Genomic DNA, 14,453 nt, shown 5'->3' with positions numbered 1-14,453 from the left:
TTATCGCTGTCACTGGACAACATTAGGCGCAACTGCTTTTGATTTGCGAGACCTGAATCTGCGGAGGAACCCATGCTCGACGCAACAACTGATCTGAAATCCCTTCTAAAGGATCCAAGCCTTCTGGAAGAGCGTGCCTATATCAACGGCGCGTTCGTGGCTGGCGAGGGCACTTTCGCAGTGGCAAACCCGGCGCGTGGTGACGTGATCGCGCAGGTGGCGGACGTGAGCCGCATGCAGGCCCGCGAGGCGATTGCAGCCGCCAATACGGCTCAGAAAGAGTGGGCGAAATGGACCGGCAAAGAGCGTGCTGGCGTTCTGCGCAAATGGTTTGATCTGATGATGGAGAACCAAGAAGACCTCGCCGTAATCCTGACTGCGGAGATGGGAAAACCTCTGGCCGAGGCACGCGGTGAGATCGCTTATGGCGCATCCTTCATCGAGTTCTTTGCCGAAGAAGCCAAGCGCGTCTACGGCGAGACCATTCCCGGTCACCAACGTGACAAACGCATCACGGTCATCAAGCAGCCGATTGGCGTTGCGGCCTCTATCACACCATGGAATTTTCCCAATGCCATGATCACCCGCAAGGCTGGCCCAGCGCTCGCCGCAGGGTGTGCCTTTGTGGCGCGTCCGGCGTCGGAGACACCGCTCTCAGCAACAGCACTGGCTGTCTTGGCAGAGCGTGCCGGCATCCCCGCAGGTGTGTTCAATGTCATTCCCGCATCCGATGCATCGGGCATTGGCAAGGAATTCTGCGAAAACCCGATTGTGCGCAAGCTGACGTTCACTGGCTCCACCAATGTCGGCCGTATTCTGCTGCGACAAGCTGCAGATCAGGTGATGAAATGTTCGATGGAATTGGGTGGCAACGCACCCTTTATCGTCTTTGATGACGCCGACCTCGACGCGGCAGTCGAAGGCGCGATTATGTGCAAATTCCGCAACAATGGCCAAACCTGCGTCTGCGCCAACCGGATCTACGTGCAGGCGGGGATCTATGATGCCTTTGCCGCCAAGCTGAAAGAAAAAGTTGCCGCCATGAAGGTCGGTGACGGTCTTGAAGATGGCATCCAATTCGGCCCACTGATCTCTGACGCGGCGGTCAAAAAAGTCGAGGATCATATTGCGGATGCCAAGGACAAGGGCGCGGAGGTGATCCTTGGCGGCAATCCATCCGAACTCGGCGGAACTTTCTTTGAGCCAACCATCGTAACCGGAGCAACACCTGAAATGGCCTTCGCTCAGGACGAGACATTTGGCCCGCTTGCACCGCTCTTTAAGTTTGAGACCGAAGACGAGGTGATTGAGATGGCAAATGACACCATCTTTGGCCTCGCATCCTATTTCTACGCCAAGGATCTGAGCCGTGTGTACAAGGTCGCAGAGGCGCTGGAATATGGCATCGTCGGTATCAACACCGGGATCATCTCAACTGAGATGGCGCCCTTCGGTGGCGTTAAACAATCCGGCTTGGGACGTGAGGGCAGCCACCACGGCATTGAGGATTATCTCGAGATGAAATACCTCTGCATGTCCGTCTGAGGACAGGTATTCAAGTGGCGGGGGTGTCGATCCCCGCCGCCAAGGTCTGACAGAGACGGCGGATCGCCGCCCCCCATGCAGACACCTCGGCTGCGGTTAAATGCGGCCCCATCACCTCGCGGAACGCCAACAGCAGCGCCCTTTGCGCCATATACATATGCCCAGAGGTCAGGCCCAGATGCCTGTGGCGCAACAGCAAGCGTTCAATCAGCGCTAACAATTCCGCGTCTTGACCAAGACTGCGCACACCCGCTGCCAGCACGCTGGCAAACATCTCTTTCTGATGAGAGAAGTCACCGGTGAACATGGCCTTGGTGTCAGGCATTTCCAGAAACAGGTACTCGTAGAATTTATCCGTGAGCGCAGCCTTGTGCGCAAAAACCTGCCTGAAGCTTCCTTTGACCAGTTGAGCATCAATTTGATGCAGTATGGCTATCCCCATCGCACACCCCGGCAGAGTTGGTTTTTGCAGCGTATTGTCAGGAACAGTACCGAAACTTCGTAAATGCGGACTTATGCATGCGTCATTAAATTTACAGAAAACCGTCGCAAATACTTTGCACAGGATCGGCATGGCCAAGGCATTGCAACAATTCCAACAGGAGCTGCCGATGTCCCTGCGCCTTGTGTGCCTGACTTCTGCCCTCGCGCTGACCGCTGGTTTGGCGCAGGCTGAAAAATCCTTTAACCGGATCGCGTCCTTCCCCGTCATCAAGAACATGGCCGAAGGCGACGACCAAACCCGTGAAAGCTCGCCAGAGATCATCGACGTCACTGCAGATGGCATGACACTGGTTTATACCGACAGCCCGCTCGGGGTACTCGGCATGATCGACATTACCGACGCCGCCAGCCCGATCCCTAAGGGCAACATCGCTCTGCCGGGTGAGCCGACCTCTGTCGCGGTCATCGGCACCATCGCCTATGTGGGCGTCAACACCTCCGAGAGCTACACCCAGCCCTCCGGCCAGTTCATGGCCTTTGACACGACCACCGGCAAGGAACTTGCCTCCTGCGATCTCGGCGGTCAGCCGGACTCTGTTGCCAAGGCCAAAGACGGTTCCTTCCTGTCTATCGCGATCGAAAATGAACGCGACGAGGACCTGAACGACGGCGTCATCCCGCAGATGCCAGCGGGCAATCTGGTGATGGTCAACACCACCGAAGGTGGCCTTGATTGCTCCAGCATGAAGATGGTCGACCTGACCGGGCTTGCTGACATCGCCGGGTCCGACCCCGAGCCCGAGTATGTTTCGATCAACGGCCTTGGCGAAACCGTGGTGACCTTGCAGGAAAACAACCATCTGGTCGTTGTCTCCAAAGAGGGAGAGATCCTGAACCATTTCTCCGCCGGGTCTGTTGATCTCGACGGGATCGACGCCACGGATGAGCGCGGCGCGCTGATCTTCACCGAGAGCCAGCAGGGCCGCCTGCGCGAACCCGATGCGGTGACATGGATTGATGATGAGCATTTCGCCATCGCCAACGAAGGCGATTACAACGGCGGCTCGCGTGGCTGGAGCATCTTCAACAAAGATGGCACGCTCGTGTACGATTCCGGCGTCGATTTCGAACATGCCATCATTCAGATCGGCCACTATCCGGACAAACGTTCCGATGCCAAAGGCGTGGAACCTGAATCCGTGACCTTCGCCGAATTCGACGGCACGCCCTATGTCTTTGTCGGAGCCGAGCGCGCCTCGGTCGTGGGGGTCTATGACGTGACCGACCCGGCCAACCCGGTTCTGACCCAGCTGCTCCCGTCGGGCACCGGCCCCGAGGGCTATGTCACTATTCCAGAGCGCGGCCTGCTGGTCTCCGCTAATGAAAAAGACCTCATTGAGGATGGCGGCGCGCGGGCGCATGTGATGCTGTTCGAACGTCAGGATGGCGCGCCGGTCTATCCGCATCTGACCTCTGCGGGCGCTGATGAATTGATCGGCTGGGGTGCAATCTCGGGCATGGTCGCCGATGAAGACGGCATGATCTGGGCTGTCAACGACAGCTTCTATGGCTTCCAGCCCTCCATCTTTAAAATCGACCCGTCGCAGACCCCGGCGCGCATCACCGATGTGATCCGCATCCACCGCGCCAATGGCGATGCCGCTCAAAAGCTCGACCTCGAAGGCATCACATTGGACGGCAAGGGCGGCTTTTACGTGGCGTCCGAAGGCCGCACGGAGCGTGCCATTCCACATGCGATCTATCACGTCAGCGCTGATGGTCTGATCAAGACCAACAAAGGCGAAATCACCATCCCGGCAAAACTGCAAGCGGTGGAAAAACGCTTTGGGTTCGAAGGCATCACCAAGGTTGGCAACACGCTTTGGATGCCGGTGCAGCGTGAGTGGAAAGACGACCCCAAAAACCTTGTAAAACTGGTGTCCTACAACCTGGAAACCAAAGAGTGGGGAGCGGTTCATTATCCCAAGACTGAGCCAGCAACCGGTTGGGTCGGTCTGTCCGAGATCGTGGCACATGGCGACTATGTCTACATCGTCGAGCGTGACAACCAGCACGATGATCGCGCAGTCACCAAGAAGATCTACCGCGTTGCCCTGTCTGAAATGACCCCTGCTCCGCTCGGTGGCGAGTTGCCTGTCGTGACCAAGGAAGAGGTCCGCGACCTGCTGCCCGATCTGAAATCCACCGGCGGTTATGTCCTCGATAAGGTCGAGGGGCTGGCTATCATGGCAGATGGCACCGCATGGGTTGCCACCGACAACGACGGCGTCGATGACAGCTCTGGCGAGACCATGTTCTGGTCCTTCAAGGTCGAGTAACCCGCTCGCCCATTCAGCCGACATTCCGACCACGCAAAGAGGCCTCCAAACGGGGGCCTCTTTCACGTTATGCACGGGATGCTTTTCTTTGCCGGTCAGCTTAGCTATGTCTTTGGCACCTCATGAAAGTGAGGTGATATTCTCAGGGCAGGGTGAAATTCCCTACCGGTGGTCACAGCCCACGAGCGGCCTTTGCTTTTGCAAAGGTGTCAGCAGACCCGGCGCAATTCCGGGGCCGACGGTCATAGTCCGGATGGAAGAGAATGGAGAGCCCCGCACCGCCCCCAATCAGGAGGCGGCACCGGGTCTGTTCGTCTGCCTTGGGTCACATGCGTACCGAGGAAAGGACGACACGCAGATGGCTCAAACGCGCCCCACCCCGCTCAAGGCGGCTGGCCTCATGGTCATCGCCGGAGCCTGTTTCGCGCTGGTCAACACCGCACTGCAATCGGCCACCATGCTTCACGGGGCTTTTGCTCCGACGGTGACCTTCTGGCAGTATCTGATCGCGCTTTTGTTTTATATTCCATGGATCTGGCGCAACCGGTCGGCTGTGCTGTCGACCCGACAGATCCTCTCCCATGTGCTGCGTGTCGCGCTGGCCGTGGGCGGCGTACAGCTCTGGACGCTGGGGCTTGCCCATGTGCCGATCTGGCAGGCGATTGCGCTGATCCTGTTGTCGCCCTTCTTTGTCACCATCGGGGCGGGGCTGTTCCTGCGCGAAGAGGTCTCCCTGCATCGCTGGGGCGCAGTTGTCGTGGGCATTATCGGTGGCATGGTGATCCTTGCGCCGTGGTCGGACCGGTTTCAACTGGCGGCACTGCTCCCGGTGGCTGCTGCTGCCTTCTGGGCAGCAAGTTCCGTAGTGACCAAACAGCTCACGCGCCGCGACAACACCGAGACCGTCACCATTTACCTACTGCTATTGCTGAGCCCAGCCAATGCGTTGCTCACGGTCAGCACCGGCTTTGCCCTGCCACAAACCACGCTTTGGTTGGTGATCGGGGCCGGGCTTTTGACCGCATTGGCGCAGCACACGTTGGTGCGTGCCTATACGCTTGCGGATGCGGCGTTTTTGCAGCCCTTTGACCACCTGAAACTGGTGTTCAACGTCGGTCTTGGCGCACTGGTCTTTGGATTTATGCCCGATGGGAATATGTGGCTCGGCACCATGCTAATCCTTGTGGCCAGCATCTATCTGTTGAACCGGGAGGCCCGCGCCCGCCCAACATCACCCGCGCAAAATGCCTGAGACCAGTTCTGCAGAAATTTCTGCCGTGTGCGATTGAGCTTTCGTCACAGTAGCACTGCCAAATTTTGCGCTCAGCGAGCTCTCTGCCGATGACATGAGTGACGCAGCCCCCAACAGCTGCGTCACGACTGCCAGCGCCCCGGCAGCACCCGCACCCTGCCAGCGCTCGGTTGCCTGCACTGTTGCGACCAGGCTTTCCAGCAAGGTGGCAAATGCGCCCCCCTCCTGCGTGGTCAGCGCATTATCCAGCAGTTCACGCAACACGAGCTGCCCGGCGGCGGGCTTTACGCTCAAGAGCCGCTGATAGGATGCAAAGAAAGCCGCCAACTGATCTTCGGGCGGATGATCATCTTCCATGGCATCAAACAGCAATTGCAGCACCGCTGCCGCCGCCTGCTCGACCGCCAATGAATAGAGCGCGTTTTTGCTGCCAAAATGGTGCAACAGCGCCTGCTTGCTCAGGCCCAGCTCTTTGGCGATGCTTGAGATCGAAGCCCCGGCATAGCCATGCGCCGCAAACAGGCGGCACGCGCTTTCAATGAGTTGGGTGCGGGTATTGGATGGCGCATCACGTAATGTCATTGCGCCATTAGCGCAGGTGATCACTTGGCCGGCAACCTACCGATTGGTAGGGATGCGCAAATCCACAAATAAAATCGCCCCCAGCCGTAAGACCGGGGGCGCTGCAAACAGGATGCGGATGCATCCCGGGGAGGGATCAGTTCACGGTCGAGCCCGCGATTTCCTTGGGCTTCGATCCTGCGGCGGATGCGATTTCAATCCGGCGCGGTTTCAACGCTTCGGGAACTTCGCGCACCAGATCGATATGGAGCATACCGTCGGCGTGGCTTGCACCTTCGACCCGCACGTGATCTGCCAGCGTAAAGCGGCGCTCAAACGCGCGGGTGGCAATACCGCGATGCAGATAGGTGCGCTCGCCAGCCTCTTCGGTTTTGCGCGCCGACACGACCAAGGCGTGTTCCTTCACCTCGACGTTCAGCTCGTCTTCGGAAAACCCGGCGACGGCGATCGAGATGCGATAGGCATCTTCTGAGGTCTTCTCGATGTTGTAAGGGGGGTAGCTGGGCTGCTGGATATCAGAACTCATGACCCGATCCATCAGGTCTGCAATCTGGTCGAATCCAACCGTTGCGCGGTGAAGCGGAGCAAAATCAAACGTACGCATGGTTCATCCTCATTTTTGAGCGATAACTGCTATGAAGCCCTCCCAACACGGGACGGGCGGTTCTTTCTCAGAGCCCAATCATTGGCGCCCTGAACACCCTTCGATTTATGAAGGGTCATCGCAGTTTCAAGAGGTTCATGCTCAATTGGAGATGAATTTTGCGCCGAGATCATTGCGCCGCGGCTCGCCGACCTGCACCCGGCCAACACCTTGCGGCATACGGCTCCCGACATGGGCACCTGTCAGTTGTGCCTCCAGTAGCGCCAGCTCATCCGCCAGTGATGCGCCAAGCGAAACTGCAGATCCCTCCACCCGCGCCTTGGCGGAAACCACGGAAACAATCCGGGGACGCTCCCCCTCGAAGGAAAACACCGGTGCGCCGGACGCGCCGAAATCCACATCGCAGGACATCACCAGCACGCCATCCTGACGGGCGATTACCATGCAGACTTCCTGCAGCGACGGGGCCTCGGACCGATCCTGCGCGTAGGACACCACACCGACCCGTGCGCCCTTACGCGGGCGGGCGTCCGTTTCAAACGGTGTGACGGTGGTATTGCGAATGGGGCGTTGCAATTGCAGCAACGCAATGTCGTTGCGCACCCGTTTTGCCGACAACGTGCCATCATAAACATAAGATGGATGCAGCACCGCACGTTTTACCGCGCGATAGGCCGAGGCACGCCCATTGCGCCACCCCGCCAGAAACTCGATGGAGGTCGGGTCGATCTGCTCCATCGTGTCACGATCATAAAGGCAATGCGCGGCCGTCAAAACAATGTCGGGCGCAATCAACGCACCTGTGCAAAACCCCTCGCCCTTACGATCCAGACGCCCAACCGCCTCCCAATCGCGCCCGGCGTCGGTGGTCTCCAAGCTCTTGAGCCGGGTATTCTCCCCGCTCAGGGTCGTGCCCGCCATCGCGGCAGCAGACAAGGCGCAAAACACCCCGCTCAAAATCAAACGCTTCATCGGCAGCACAGACACTCTCCACATCCCTCATGCGGCAGTCTAGCCAATGCTTCGGGCAAAAATTGGGCGCGCGTGGGCGATTCCGCGCATCCCTTGGTGATGCCGTTTGCGCAGGTTCAACGCAAGATGGGAACATCGGATCGGCTGCATTTCGCTTCCAGCGCAGGCGGTTTGGGTCCCCCGGTTGCCCAGTCCAACAGCTCAACCGTATGCACGATAGGGATGTTGGTGCCAGACCCGATCTGCATCATGCACCCAATGTTGCCAGCCGCAATAATATCCGGATTCTTTGCCTCAAGCGTGCGTAGTTTTCGCGCTTTCAGTTGCGCCGAAATTTCCGGCTGCAACAGATTATAAGTCCCGGCAGAGCCGCAACACAAATGGCTGTCCGCTGGCTCCACCACTTTGAACCCGGCACGTTTCAGCAAGGTCTTCGGGTGGGTCTTGATCTGTTGTCCGTGCTGCAAGGAACAGGCGGCATGATAGGCGATGGTCAGCCCCTTGTCCGCGCCCTCAGGCAGATCAAGCTGAATCAGCAATTCAGAGACATCCATCGCAAGGCCAGAGACCGTTGCCGCATCCTCCGCCAAGGCATCGTTGCGGAACATGTGACCGTAGTCCTTGACGGTGGTGCCGCAGCCGGATGTGTTGATGACAATCGCGTCCAGACCTTTGCCATTTTTCTCGGCCATCCAGGCGCGGATATTCTTTGCCGCCGCCCCGTGGCTCTCATCCTCGCGTCCCATGTGGTGCGTAAGCGCACCGCAGCAGCCTGCGCCTTCGGCCACAACGACCTCGCAACCCAAACGCCGCAGCAGGCGAATGGTGGCGTCATTGATATCGGTGTTCAGCGCCTTTTGCGCACACCCCGTCATCAACGCGACGCGCTTTACCTGCGTAGCTTCCGGCGCAAAGCTTTGCGGGTCGTCATTTCGGCTCACCGGAGGGATCACTTTGGGTGCCATCTCCAGCATCGCCCGCAGCCTCGCATCCGGCATCAATCCCCGGAAGGGACGCGCAATCTTTGCTCCAAGAAGCGCTAGCCGGAAACGGGTTGGATAGGGCAACACACGCGCCAGGATCCAGCGCAGTGCGCGGTCGCCAAAGGGCCGTTTGTAGTGCTTGTCGATATAGGCGCGCGCATGATCCACCAGATGCATGTAATGCACAGCAGACGGGCAAGTGGTCATGCAGGCCAGACAAGACAGGCAGCGGTCGATATGTTTGACGGTTTTCTCATCCGGAACGCGCTCGTTTTCCAGCATGTCCTTGATCAGGTAGATCCGCCCGCGCGGGCTGTCGAGCTCATCGCCCAGCACCTGATAGGTCGGACAGGTGGCGGTGCAGAAACCGCAATGCACGCAAGTACGCAGGATCTCATTCGCGCGTTGCGTTCCGGGGTTCTGAAGTTGTTCATCGGTAAAACTGGTCTGCATCGTCCTACACCAACGCCTCTGCCACGATCCAAGCTCCCATCATCCCACCGGGCAAGCTCAGCAGTAGGAACACAATGTACCGGAGGATATTGAGCGCGGGCTCAGGAAAGCTCGGGATATATATGCGGGTCAGATGATAGAGCGCGGCAACCCCTGCCCCACCGGCTGCCGAGATATGCAATATCCCCCGGTAGCCATTGGACATCGCGTTCCCCGCCGGATCGCTGCCCGTGATCGGCGCCAGACCAAAGCTATAGGCAATGATCCCGGCCCCGACGATGAGGCTGGCGGCGAGGCCCAGTCGCGCCGCCGGGATCACCGACAGCACCACAAAGACAGGAACGCCCGCCACAAAGATAAAGATCACATCCATCGCTACCCCATCAATCCTGCATTCAAAATGTGTCGCGGATCAAATTGCCGACGCAATCCCGCGGAAATTGCCGCCAGCGAGGCAGGCTCCGGATGGTGGCGCGGCACCGATGTGCCCGCGCCGGATCGGATCAATGTTGCATGACCGGGCACCGTCATGCGCTGCCGCAAGTCCACGCCTTCGGGCATCAAGGCCCAGACCAGACCACCGCCCCAATCACAGAGACATCTCGTTGCCCCCAATGTCGGGATCAACTCAACCGCGTCCGTCGGTTTGACAGACACCCGCCAGATGTCGCCCTCCAGCCCCGCAAAATCATGCAGATCGCGAAGACCGCGCCACAGCTCACCTGAGCCAGACACCTCTGTCACCGCACCATAGCGCCCAAGTTGCTCTCGCAATGCCTTGGCGCGATAGGCCACAGAAGCCTCAAACCCCTCAAGCCGCACATAGGCCCGTTGCGCATCCGGGTCATATGCGGCCCCGGTCACATCAAACGGCGAGCCCAGAGCCGCCGATAAACAGGCAATCCCGGCGGCAAGATCAATCTCTTCAACCGCCAGAGTGGCCTCGGTCTCAGAACGTGGCAGCACCTTGAGAGCGACCTCCGTCAAAACCCCAAGCGTGCCATGTGATCCCGCCATCAGCTTGACCAGATCATAGCCGGTGACATTTTTCATCACCCGGCCACCATTGCGCAGCACCTCGCCGCGCCCATCGACAAACCGCACGCCAAGCAGAAAGTCCCGCGCCGCGCCCCCCTGAATGCGCCGCGGCCCGGAGGCATTGGTGGCAACAACGCCACCGATTGTCGGCTCTCCTTCAGTCCCCAGCGAGCTCCGGAAATCCACGGGCTCGAACGCCAGACGCTGGTTTTCCGTCGCCAGCAGCGCCTCGATCTCGGCCACCGGCGTGCCCGCCTGTACCACCAGCGTCAGCGCCCCTGGCTCATAAAGGGTCACGCCCGACAGACCACCTGTACTCAGCCGCTCACCGGGCACCTCAATACCCCGTGTACCGCCGCCCTCGATGCAAAGAGGCCCGTTTGCCCCGGCAATGATGTCGGCCAGTTCAGCCTCACTTTGCGGTGTCATCATTTCATCTTCTTCCAAATATCCTTGGGGGTCTGGGGGCAAAGCCCCCATGGCGTGTCACTCTGCGGCAAGACAAACGGTGCGGCGGTTCTCTGTGCTTGACAGCGGAAAAACCTTCGCCGGGTTGAGCAGCCACTTCGGATCAAACACATCCTTCACACGCAACTGCGCCTCGATGTCCGCAGCCTCATACTGGTGCAGCATCAGATCGCGTTTCTCGATTCCCACACCGTGCTCTCCAGTCAGGCAGCCTCCCACCTCGACACACAGCTTCAGAATTTCGGCCCCAAAGGCCTCGCACCGTTCCAAATCGCCGGGTTTGTTGGCGTCAAACAGGATGAGCGGATGCATATTGCCATCCCCCGCATGAAAGACGTTCGCAACTTTCAGGCCAAATTCTGCGCTCATTTCCTCGATACGGCGCAAGACCTGCGGCAGGGCAGACACCGGGATAGTTCCGTCCAGACACATGTAGTCGTTGATTTGCCCCATGGCCCCAAAGGCCGATTTTCGCCCCAGCCAGATCCGCGCGGCCTCATCAGCATCGTCCGCTTCGCGCAGTTCCACCGGGTTATGCTGTTGCGCGATCTCCACGATCAGCCCCAACTGATGCGCGATTTCCGCCTCCGCCCCCTCGACCTCGATGATGAGCAGCGCCTCGCACATCGGATACCCTGCTTTGGCAAAAGCTTCGCAGGCCTCGATACAGGGGCGGTCCATGAACTCGATCGCAACCGGCAAAACGCCGGCCTTAATGATGTCCGACACACAAGCGCCCGCCACCTCGTTGCTGTCAAAGGCGATGAGCACGGGGCGCGCGCCTTCGGGTTTGCGCAGGATACGCAAGGTTGCCTCAGTCACCACGCCCAACTGGCCCTCGCTGCCACAGATCACCCCCAGCAGATCCAGCCCACCTGCGTCCAGATGCGCGCCACCAATCTCGACCACGGTGCCATCCATCATCACCATCGTCACCCCAAGGAGGTTGTTGGTGGTCACACCGTACTTAAGACAATGCGCCCCGCCAGAATTCATGGCGATATTGCCCGCGATCGCACAAGCCAACTGCGAGGATGGATCAGGCGCATAGAAGAAATCCTCTTCTTCCACCGCGCCAGAGACCGAAAGGTTTGTGCGTCCGGTCTGCACCCGGATGATGCGATTGGCGTAATCGGTTTCGAGAACCTCGTTCATTCGTGCCACACCAAGGATCACACAATCGGCGGTTGGCAGTGCCCCACCGGCGAGAGACGTCCCTGCCCCGCGCGGCACCACCGGCACATTCATGTCGAGACAGATCCGCAGAACATCCGACACCTCTTGGGTCGAGCGTGGCAAAACAGCCAGCATCGGCGGGCATTTGTAGGCCGTCAGCGCATCACACTCATAGGCGCGCGTCTCCGCCTCATCCGAGATCAGCGCATCATCGGGCAGCACCTGCTGCAATCGTTTCAGCAACTCGGCCTTTCGGGCCAGGATGGCGGCATTGGGGGTGGGCATCTCCATGCGGGCTCTCCTCTTTGGTAAAATAATATTACCAATTCATCTCTACTGGCAAGGGCGAACTGACTGAGCTAGGGTCGGGCCATGATCTGGATCGAGCGACTGTCACTGTTTTCTGCGGGGGATTTCATAAGCCTGGCCTGTTATATACTGGGCTGGGCATGGATCGGCTGGCGCATTGAGAACCCCAGCAAATCACGGCCCTCAGTCTCGCTTCTGATGGCGGATTTCCGGCGCGAATGGATGAAAGAGATGGTGACCCGGTCTCCACGCATCTTTGATTCGCAGGTGATTTCCTCATTGCGGCAGGCCACCGCCTTTTTTGCATCGGCCACCATGCTGGCGCTTGGCGCCGGGCTGGCACTGATCGGCAACACAGAACAACTCGCTGGCGTGGCGCAGGATCTGGCACTGGGGCAAACCCCGGATTTTGTCTGGGAGATCAAGATCCTGTTGGTGTTGGCCGCGCTCACCAACGCGTTTCTTGCCTTTGTCTGGTCGCACCGGCTGTTTGGTTACTGCTCGGTTCTGATGGCTGCGGTCCCGAATGAGCCCAGCGACCCCCGCGCCTATCCGCGGGCGCAACAAGCCGCTGAAATCAACATCACGGCGGCACGCAGTTTCAATCGCGGCCTGCGGGCCACCTATTTCTCGCTTGCCGGGCTGGCGTGGCTGGTGGGCGCCGAGGCGCTCATCCTCGCCACCGTGATCACCCTTGCGGTGCTTTATCGTCGCGAGTTCATCTCACGGTCCCGCCGCATCCTGATGCAATCAGAACCCAAAATCACCGCCCCCACCAAAATGTGACCGCACTCCCCCCGGGAATTGGCTAGCCTGAGCGCATGTTGAAACATGTCCTCATATCGCTGCTGTTCCTCGTCGCACCACAGATGGCCCTTGCGGCTGATCCCGTTGTCGAAAACGCGACCGCAGTGAAACGTGGCGACAGCTGGAGCTTTTCCGTCACGCTATCCCACCCGGACACGGGCTGGGATCACTATGCCGACGGATGGCGAGTTCTGGATATGGAGGGCAACGAACTCGGTCTGCGCGTATTGGCGCATCCGCATGTGAATGAACAGCCCTTCACACGTTCGCTCAGTGGCGTTCAGGTGCCAGAGGGGATCGGGAAAGTGCAAATACAGGCGCGGTGCAGTGTCGACGGCTGGGCGCAGGATACCACAGTGATCGACCTGCCCTGACGCCCTTCAGACCCGGTGATAAGGGCTGCCGGACAGGATGGTCGCGGCCCGATAGATCTGCTCTGCCAGCATCAGGCGCACCATCATATGCGGCCAGACCATTTTCCCAAATGAAATCGAAAAATCCGCCTCGGCCCGCAGTGAGGGGTCAATCCCGTCTGCTCCGCCGATAATCAGCGCCAGATCCTGTCGCCCCATATCGCGCCACCCCGCAAGCCGATCCGCAAAATCCGGCGAAGAGATTACCTTACCACGTTCATCCAGCGTGCAGATCAAGGCTCCCTTGGGCAGCGCCTTGCGCAACAGATCCGCCTCCGCGCCCATACCAGCGTTTTTCTTGTCTTCGACCTCGATCACCTTGGCCGGGCCAAGACCGAGTGCCCGACCGCTGCGATCAAATCGCTGCAAATAGTCATCGATCAATGTCTTTTCCGGCCCGGCGCGCAACCGCCCGACCGCGCAGATATGCACGCGCATGAGGGATTCCTGATATCAAAAGAGAGCGCGCGGCGGTCGCATGTGTCATTGCTGAGAGCACGCTTGCCATGCCGGGAATGAACAAGACCACTTCGGGTCAGGCAGCGCCCGACCCGCAACGGGTCTCGATTACAACCGTCTTAGCTGGCGACTGCGCCTGCGGGCAGCCACATCTTTTCGATCTGGTAGAACTCGCGCACTTCGGGACGGAAGATATGCACGATCACATCACCGGTATCGATCAGAACCCAGTCACCTGCGTCCTTACCTTCGACCTTACAGGAGACGCCGAATTCATGCTTCAGCTTCTCAGTGAGTTTCTCGGACATCGCCGCGACCTGACGGGTCGAACGACCCGACGCCACGACCATATAGTCGCCGATGGAGGTCTTGCCGCGCAGGTCAATCCGCGTGACGTCCTCGGCCTTGTCTTCATCGAGAGAGGAAAGAATGCGCTCCAGCAGATCCTCGCTGGAGAATTGAGGTGCAGAAGCGGCCATCACGGCTGCTCCGGACGGGGCGGCAACTGCCGCCTGAGGTTGGGGTGCCAGGACATTGTCCTCCTTGCTGCGCGCCGACGGACCCCCGGCGCTGGGGTCCTGTTAAATGTAGCAACTGAGCGGCCCCTTT

Annotated in this window: 15 protein-coding genes and 1 riboswitch; of the genes, 5 read left to right on the top strand and 10 right to left on the bottom strand. The window is 59.3% G+C overall.

The window, feature by feature from the left end; translation table 11 throughout:
* Positions 1–72: 72 nt before the first annotated feature.
* Positions 73–1,545 carry an NAD-dependent succinate-semialdehyde dehydrogenase gene (locus UB90_RS16545; RefSeq protein ID WP_065324205.1) on the top strand — a complete coding sequence of 491 codons (1,473 nt, stop codon included), beginning with the start codon at positions 73–75 and terminating at the stop codon, positions 1,543–1,545.
* Positions 1,546–1,555: 10 nt separating this feature from the next.
* On the opposite strand, the gene UB90_RS16540 is transcribed toward UB90_RS16545, so the two are convergent.
* Positions 1,556–2,119 (bottom strand): globin, encoded by a 564-nt coding sequence (locus UB90_RS16540; RefSeq protein ID WP_227512061.1) that lies wholly within the window; start codon positions 2,117–2,119, stop codon positions 1,556–1,558.
* A gap of 37 nt (positions 2,120–2,156) precedes the next feature.
* Here UB90_RS16540 and UB90_RS16535 point away from each other — a divergent pair, with 37 nt between their 5' ends.
* Positions 2,157–4,328 (top strand): esterase-like activity of phytase family protein, encoded by a 2,172-nt coding sequence (locus UB90_RS16535; RefSeq protein WP_204161349.1) that lies wholly within the window; start codon positions 2,157–2,159, stop codon positions 4,326–4,328.
* 134 nt (positions 4,329–4,462) lie between these two features.
* Positions 4,463–4,597: riboswitch (FMN riboswitch) on the top strand.
* An 89-nt stretch (positions 4,598–4,686) separates the two neighbouring features.
* A complete protein-coding gene (locus UB90_RS16530; RefSeq protein WP_065324202.1) occupies positions 4,687–5,580 on the top strand; it encodes a DMT family transporter in 894 nt (297 codons plus the stop codon).
* Here the strand turns inward: UB90_RS16530 and UB90_RS16525 are convergent.
* From UB90_RS16525 to UB90_RS16495, 7 genes are all read right to left on the bottom strand, one after another.
* Complete coding sequence (locus tag UB90_RS16525) at positions 5,560–6,162, bottom strand: TetR/AcrR family transcriptional regulator (protein WP_065324201.1); 603 nt, start codon at positions 6,160–6,162, stop codon at positions 5,560–5,562. The genes UB90_RS16530 and UB90_RS16525 overlap by 21 nt on opposite strands.
* 136 nt (positions 6,163–6,298) lie before the next feature.
* Entirely contained in the window at positions 6,299–6,766 is a 468-nt protein-coding gene (locus UB90_RS16520; RefSeq protein WP_005622228.1) for an Hsp20 family protein, read from the bottom strand.
* A 141-nt stretch (positions 6,767–6,907) separates the two neighbouring features.
* Positions 6,908–7,762: a trypsin-like serine peptidase gene (locus tag UB90_RS16515; RefSeq protein WP_193600241.1), complete on the bottom strand. Its 855-nt coding sequence runs from the start codon at positions 7,760–7,762 to the stop codon at positions 6,908–6,910.
* A gap of 92 nt (positions 7,763–7,854) precedes the next feature.
* On the bottom strand, positions 7,855–9,174 hold the full coding sequence (gene glcF / locus UB90_RS16510) for a glycolate oxidase subunit GlcF (RefSeq protein ID WP_065324200.1): 1,320 nt from the start codon (positions 9,172–9,174) through the stop codon (positions 7,855–7,857).
* A 4-nt stretch (positions 9,175–9,178) separates the two neighbouring features.
* Entirely contained in the window at positions 9,179–9,547 is a 369-nt protein-coding gene (locus UB90_RS16505; RefSeq protein WP_065324199.1) for a hypothetical protein, read from the bottom strand.
* Between the two features lie 2 nt (positions 9,548–9,549).
* The gene (locus UB90_RS16500) at positions 9,550–10,641 is read right to left on the bottom strand and encodes an FAD-binding protein (RefSeq protein WP_204161348.1); all 1,092 of its coding nucleotides are present in this window, start codon (positions 10,639–10,641) and stop codon (positions 9,550–9,552) included.
* A 57-nt stretch (positions 10,642–10,698) separates the two neighbouring features.
* A complete protein-coding gene (locus tag UB90_RS16495) occupies positions 10,699–12,147 on the bottom strand; it encodes an FAD-linked oxidase C-terminal domain-containing protein (RefSeq protein WP_065324198.1) in 1,449 nt (482 codons plus the stop codon).
* Positions 12,148–12,228: 81 nt separating this feature from the next.
* Here UB90_RS16495 and UB90_RS16490 point away from each other — a divergent pair, with 81 nt between their 5' ends.
* Both UB90_RS16490 and UB90_RS16485 read left to right on the top strand, forming a co-directional pair.
* The gene (locus UB90_RS16490) at positions 12,229–12,951 is read left to right on the top strand and encodes a DUF599 domain-containing protein (protein WP_065324197.1); all 723 of its coding nucleotides are present in this window, start codon (positions 12,229–12,231) and stop codon (positions 12,949–12,951) included.
* 35 nt (positions 12,952–12,986) lie between these two features.
* Positions 12,987–13,346 (top strand): hypothetical protein, encoded by a 360-nt coding sequence (locus tag UB90_RS16485; protein ID WP_065324196.1) that lies wholly within the window; start codon positions 12,987–12,989, stop codon positions 13,344–13,346.
* A 6-nt stretch (positions 13,347–13,352) separates the two neighbouring features.
* On the opposite strand, the gene rlmH is transcribed toward UB90_RS16485, so the two are convergent.
* Together rlmH and rsfS are read right to left on the bottom strand one after the other, a co-directional pair.
* Complete coding sequence (gene rlmH / locus UB90_RS16480) at positions 13,353–13,823, bottom strand: 23S rRNA (pseudouridine(1915)-N(3))-methyltransferase RlmH (protein ID WP_065324195.1); 471 nt, start codon at positions 13,821–13,823, stop codon at positions 13,353–13,355.
* A 140-nt stretch (positions 13,824–13,963) separates the two neighbouring features.
* Positions 13,964–14,323 (bottom strand): ribosome silencing factor, encoded by a 360-nt coding sequence (rsfS, locus tag UB90_RS16475; protein WP_009178230.1) that lies wholly within the window; start codon positions 14,321–14,323, stop codon positions 13,964–13,966.
* Between the last annotated feature and the right edge of the window lie 130 nt (positions 14,324–14,453).

The sequence above is a fragment of the Tritonibacter mobilis genome (genome assembly GCF_001681715.1).
In the GTDB taxonomy this organism is placed as follows: domain Bacteria; phylum Pseudomonadota; class Alphaproteobacteria; order Rhodobacterales; family Rhodobacteraceae; genus Epibacterium; species Epibacterium mobile.
This window is presented reverse-complemented; position numbering and strand designations above follow the sequence as displayed.

Bases quoted from the DNA above. Each gene is read 5' to 3' on its own strand.
- UB90_RS16490 (WP_065324197.1), top strand. From the start codon at position 12,229: ATGATCTGGATCGAGCGACTGTCACTGTTTTCTGCGGGGGATTTCATA.
- UB90_RS16525 (WP_065324201.1), bottom strand. From the start codon at position 6,162: ATGACATTACGTGATGCGCCATCCAATACCCGCACCCAACTCATTGAA.
- UB90_RS16540 (WP_227512061.1), bottom strand. From the start codon at position 2,119: ATGCCGATCCTGTGCAAAGTATTTGCGACGGTTTTCTGTAAATTTAAT.
- UB90_RS16530 (WP_065324202.1), top strand. From the start codon at position 4,687: ATGGCTCAAACGCGCCCCACCCCGCTCAAGGCGGCTGGCCTCATGGTC.
- UB90_RS16545 (WP_065324205.1), top strand. From the start codon at position 73: ATGCTCGACGCAACAACTGATCTGAAATCCCTTCTAAAGGATCCAAGC.
- UB90_RS16485 (WP_065324196.1), top strand. From the start codon at position 12,987: ATGTTGAAACATGTCCTCATATCGCTGCTGTTCCTCGTCGCACCACAG.
- rsfS (WP_009178230.1), bottom strand. From the start codon at position 14,323: ATGGCCGCTTCTGCACCTCAATTCTCCAGCGAGGATCTGCTGGAGCGC.
- UB90_RS16535 (WP_204161349.1), top strand. From the start codon at position 2,157: ATGTCCCTGCGCCTTGTGTGCCTGACTTCTGCCCTCGCGCTGACCGCT.
- rlmH (WP_065324195.1), bottom strand. From the start codon at position 13,823: ATGCGCGTGCATATCTGCGCGGTCGGGCGGTTGCGCGCCGGGCCGGAA.
- UB90_RS16515 (WP_193600241.1), bottom strand. From the start codon at position 7,762: ATGTGGAGAGTGTCTGTGCTGCCGATGAAGCGTTTGATTTTGAGCGGG.
- glcF (WP_065324200.1), bottom strand. From the start codon at position 9,174: ATGCAGACCAGTTTTACCGATGAACAACTTCAGAACCCCGGAACGCAA.
- UB90_RS16500 (WP_204161348.1), bottom strand. From the start codon at position 10,641: ATGACACCGCAAAGTGAGGCTGAACTGGCCGACATCATTGCCGGGGCA.
- UB90_RS16495 (WP_065324198.1), bottom strand. From the start codon at position 12,147: ATGGAGATGCCCACCCCCAATGCCGCCATCCTGGCCCGAAAGGCCGAG.
- UB90_RS16505 (WP_065324199.1), bottom strand. From the start codon at position 9,547: ATGGATGTGATCTTTATCTTTGTGGCGGGCGTTCCTGTCTTTGTGGTG.
- UB90_RS16520 (WP_005622228.1), bottom strand. From the start codon at position 6,766: ATGCGTACGTTTGATTTTGCTCCGCTTCACCGCGCAACGGTTGGATTC.